Origin of the sequence: Neorhizobium alkalisoli (assembly GCF_007829835.1) — a bacterium.
In the GTDB taxonomy this organism is placed as follows: domain Bacteria; phylum Pseudomonadota; class Alphaproteobacteria; order Rhizobiales; family Rhizobiaceae; genus Neorhizobium.
Genome location: NZ_VIWP01000027.1, coordinates 1 through 4,599 on the forward strand (window position 1 = coordinate 1; position 4,599 = coordinate 4,599).

Below are 4,599 nucleotides of genomic sequence, written 5' to 3' on the forward strand. Positions count from 1 at the left end.
TCAGCGACAATCAGCGTGATAACTTGATCCCGACCGCGACCTAAGAATCTCATCCAGATTGTCGCCCGCGTCTTATCCTGATTGCCGCGCTATACCATGTGTTCGCTGGCCATCGACTTCACGGTGACGACACGCCCGTTCCGGTTCTGGAGCCAGGCAAGGGCAAGACCAGGACCGGGCGGTTGTGGACCTATGTTCGCGACGGTCGTCCCTATGGTGACACGATCCCACCTGCAGTCTGCTACTTCTTCAGTCCGGATCGTAGAGGACTGCATCCCCGGCAGCATCTCGCTACCTTCTCCGGCGTGCTGCATGCCGACGGTTATGCAGGCTTCCGTGATCTCTACGAACCACACAAGCCAAGCGGCCCACCGACCATCCTGGAAGCCGCCTGCTGGGCGCATGCAAGACGCAAGTTCTTCGATCTGACGACGTCGGGCAAAGCGCCGATTGCAGAGGAGGCCCTGAGGCGGATCGGCGAACTCTACGATATTGAGAAGGCCGTTCGAGGGGAGCCGCCAGACGTGAGGAAAGCTGCACGGCAACATAGCAGCAGTCCCAGGGTCGAAGCCATGCGGCTATGGCTGGACGATAACCTCAAACGCGTGCCGCAAAAATCCGGGACAGCGGAAGCGATCCGATACGCGCTTTCCCGCTGGAAATCGCTTTGCCGCTTCCTTGAAGACGGCACCGTCGAGATCGACAACAATGCGGCTGAACGGGCGATCCGGCCGATTGCGCTCGGCCGCAAGAACTGGCTGTTTGCGGGATCAGACAAGGGCGGCGAACGCGCTGCTGCAATCCTGTCACTGATCGAGACTGCAAAGCTCAACGGCCTCGATCCGGAAGCCTACTTGCGGGAGGTCATCACCCGCATCGCCGATCATCCCATCAACCGGATCGACGAACTCCTGCCGTGGAACCTGCAAGTGCCGTCAGAATTGGCCTGATCGGACGCTTACGGCATGATTGGGTATCCCTATGAAATATCTTTAAAAGTGCCAAAAATAACAAAGCAAAATCAATATGTTACAAGGGCGGAAATCGCTTAGATCTCCTGTGAGCTATGTCCATGCACTTCAAGAAACTAAAATATAATCCATATGAATTTTCGAGACGGAAAGCCCTGTAAAATAAGGGTTTTAGAGGAATCGCGCTATTCTTCCTCGTCCGCTACCGCACGCCTGATATTTCGACTAAGCGCGATAACATAGGCTGCCAGGCCGATAACGACACCAGAGATCGAAAGCCAATCCATCACGCGCGAAAGTTTGTCTTCGCCCGGAAACATCTGAAAATGAAGCCAAAAGGGAGTTGCGATCAAAACGGCAACGGTGAACGCTTCGATGAATGTAATGTGCTTGAAGATTTGCCTCAGCATCATGGCGATAATTTCATTTCGGTAGTCTAGGTCGAGCGGCAAAATCGAAGCTGGAGAAGGCAATTGAAAATTCATCGTGTTCGAAAACAAATGCGTGCTGCAATTTCCCGCAGATAATATCAAAATCATGATGCAGCAACTTGGGGCCATCCTGCCGCAAAGCCTTATTCATGAGCGGAAAATTCTGAACAAAAGCTTCTCGGTAGGTGAGGGTAATCAGATTAGTTTCGGTTTTGATCAGCACCGATAATTTGTTTTTGCCCGCCTCGAAGGTTACTTGTTTCAACGTGGCTCCGCGAAAGTCATGCGAGCTGGCGAATTGGTGTATCACGGTACCTTTGGTTAAGGCACCATTAATGTAATCGGTCGTGTCTTTTGCGTGCATTCGTGCCCCACGAGATTTTGTTTAGACAGCCTCGATTGAAAATGACAACCAATCGTAAATTTTCATTTCGCGATTTTAAAAATCGATTCAAATTTCGTGGGCGACCATATCGATATTTGGGAAAGCGGTAGCGGGGTGGCCGGGGTCGCTATTGCCGGAATTTCGGCCAGATTAGTCGAGGCAGACGAAATGGAGAGGGAATCTCCCGCCTGCCTCGACAGCGGTGAGGAAATGGAGAAACCTCACCGCACTATTGACGACATCCATGCCACCATGTCGTCAATGGAATTAGAAAGAGACAGGCTTTGAATCCGTGAGACTTAAAGCCTGTCTCGAAGAAGCTGGGTGAGCTTCCGTTCGAACGACAACCGTGATGAGTGATCGTCTGTCGTCCTAGGCGAGGGGACGCCTTCAGCCAGCATATGCATTTCATCAAGGCTGACCAATAGGCTGGATAGCGTTATCCCATCACTCGTCCGTTAGCGTACGATCAGCAAAAGCTAAAAAGAGATAGGTTCGAGCCCCCGCCCAAAACCTATCTCTTCTGTCCGACCAACGCGGGGCGCTTTGGTCTACAGCAGTGATCAGCGATGATTATCCTGCCGTTGAGCCACATGTAACCGACAATGATTAAGAGCAGGTTGGCGACGGCTTCCTCTTTGCTTGAGGGAAATCAAAAGCGGTCGCCATTGGGCGTTGTCTAGTTCCACCCATCAAGATGGTTTGGCTCATGATGTGGCGCTTTGATGGCTGTTTGATTGGTGGACTCTCTTGAGGAGATAGCGGAGGCAGGATCGAAGCCCTGAAATCCTGCCTCCTAGCCTATCATCACGAGGTGAACGTGATAGCTACAGTGTGGGTGATTATGGTTAATGAAACGTTAAGCGGAGTTGGTGTTCAAAAACGAACGTATTCGAACATGTCCAGACATGGTGTTCAAAAGTCTCATTGACATGGTTTTGAACGCATCATATTAATTCACATCGATTTTGAACAGGATGATGCCATGAGCCGGACTTTTGCGTACTGCCGTGTAAGCAGCTCTGACCAGACTACTGAAAGCCAACTCGATGAGATCAGCCGCAAGGGTTTCACCATCGAACAGCCGCGTATCGTATCCGAAAACATCTCTGGCAAAGTTCCAGCTGCGCAGCGTCCCGGTTTTCAGAAGCTCTTGGACAGGATGGAGCACGGTGATCGACTCGTAGTGACGAAACTCGACAGGCTTGGTCGTAACGCTATCGATATCGAGACGACCGTTAGAGTCTTGCGGGAGAATGGCATTGAAGTCCATTGCATCGCCTTGGAAGGCTTTGAACTGACCAGCGCAATAGGCGATCTTGTTTTCAGAATGCTCACTGCTTTCGCACAATTTGAGCGTGATCTTATTAGCGAACGGACCCATGCTGGACTGAGCGCCGCGAAAGCCAAAGGTAAAGTGTTCGGTCGCCCCAAGAGCCTCACGGCTGAACAAGTGGCGGTAATCAAGCGAGAGATCGGATCAGGCGCTACCATTTCAGCAATGGCGAAGAGGCTTGATGTCAGTCGCGCAACGGTAATGAGGGCTTTGAATTGAGCCTGAATTAGCTTCTCGTTTGTTCTGATGTTATGGTATTACATCGTTTTGCGGAGTTTTGGGCCATCGGCGGCGCGGGCGGGAAACGTGGTCAGCCGCTGGCGCGGTAAGTTGTCCAAGCTCTTCAGAAAGCTACCTCAGACCGTTTAAACGCCTAATCAAATGTCCGTCGATCTTCTCGTACCTGCCGGGGAAAGGTGACCTGAACTCTCGTATGAGACGTTGTTCAACTTCTTTGCTGAGCTTTAAGGCGCTATCGTCGATCTTACCAACGATCTCAATTTGCTGTCGTATCTGGGACATTTGTACCTCACGTTTAATACTCCTTTTCTGAAAGTATATATCGTCATTTAGCTGAGCTTAGATAGTACGTTATCAATGATCCAACAATTGTACAGATTACTCCACTGATCGTCGCCACGATTATGCTTTCCATGTTACGTTTAATAAAGCCCTTCGACTTTTTGTTTGTCACGCACGGTCGTCTGAATTCGATGTAACAAGCCCATAGTATGATAACGATCCACAGTCCGCCAAGAAATATTGCTAATAGAAGGTAGTATGCGGTCAAAAGGTTGAATAACTTTTCGGATTTATCAGCTAGAAAGCTCAATCCGTATGCCGATATCAGGATGGCATTCATTGCGAACATAAGCGGCGTCGAGTTGTCTACGACATAGTCTGCCCAATTCTTATGAGCTTTGAGTTGCAGACATATAGAACGGGCAATACTCGGATCGACCGGTGTAACGCCGTATCCGAGGTTGATCGTTGTTGATGTTCGGCTGAACATCATCCTCAAGCTGTCACAGGTGATATAAGGTTCACCTACCAGCAGGTCTTTATGCGACCGCATATCCTCTATGTTTTCGAACTCGATCTTATTGTTCGTAGCCGAAATTCTTTGAAAACTCCCGGTTTCAAGGTTTTTTTAAGGTCATCAGCTGGGATAGACAGCCGCCCAAGCTTATATTCAATGTTATTGTTGGAAACGTCTTTGATCATAGCCGTTGTATAGTGCTTGAGGGGTTATGTTGAATAGCACGAAGTAATGCTTCAGGCTATCAGCCGAGAATGCATGGCGAGGCAGCTGTAGCAACAGCAATTTTGCACCTAGACCGATTTCCACATTTCGGCTTACCGTCCTTCCATATCAATGTAAGGTGCTCTGATCCCCAAAAACTGGATCGTTTTTAATTGGAGTTTTCCGCGCTAGATTCCCGGCTGGGAACAGGAGCGGAAGCTATGAAGGCATCG

General features: G+C 49.9%; 4 protein-coding genes and 1 pseudogene. 3 read left to right on the top strand and 2 right to left on the bottom strand.

What is annotated here, in order from left to right; genetic code table 11:
- Window positions 1-95: 95 nt before the first annotated feature.
- Window positions 96-950 (top strand): annotated as a pseudogene (gene tnpC / locus FHW37_RS33230) (IS66 family transposase); the annotation flags it as partial.
- A gap of 206 nt (window positions 951-1,156) precedes the next feature.
- On the opposite strand, the gene FHW37_RS33235 reads toward tnpC, so the two are convergent.
- Both FHW37_RS33235 and FHW37_RS33240 read right to left on the bottom strand, forming a co-directional pair.
- Window positions 1,157-1,384 carry a hypothetical protein gene (locus FHW37_RS33235; RefSeq protein WP_145643839.1) on the bottom strand — a complete coding sequence of 76 codons (228 nt, stop codon included), beginning with the start codon at window positions 1,382-1,384 and terminating at the stop codon, window positions 1,157-1,159.
- Between the two features lie 10 nt (window positions 1,385-1,394).
- Window positions 1,395-1,766, bottom strand: a complete 372-nt coding sequence (locus tag FHW37_RS33240; protein ID WP_145643840.1) for a hypothetical protein — start codon at window positions 1,764-1,766, stop codon at window positions 1,395-1,397.
- A gap of 96 nt (window positions 1,767-1,862) precedes the next feature.
- Here FHW37_RS33240 and FHW37_RS33245 point away from each other — a divergent pair, with 96 nt between their 5' ends.
- Window positions 1,863-2,075, top strand: coding sequence for a hypothetical protein (locus tag FHW37_RS33245; RefSeq protein ID WP_145643841.1), 213 nt, complete (start codon window positions 1,863-1,865; stop codon window positions 2,073-2,075).
- A gap of 697 nt (window positions 2,076-2,772) precedes the next feature.
- The gene (locus tag FHW37_RS33250) at window positions 2,773-3,342 is read left to right on the top strand and encodes a recombinase family protein (RefSeq protein ID WP_145643842.1); all 570 of its coding nucleotides are present in this window, start codon (window positions 2,773-2,775) and stop codon (window positions 3,340-3,342) included.
- The last annotated feature ends 1,257 nt before the right edge of the window (window positions 3,343-4,599 follow it).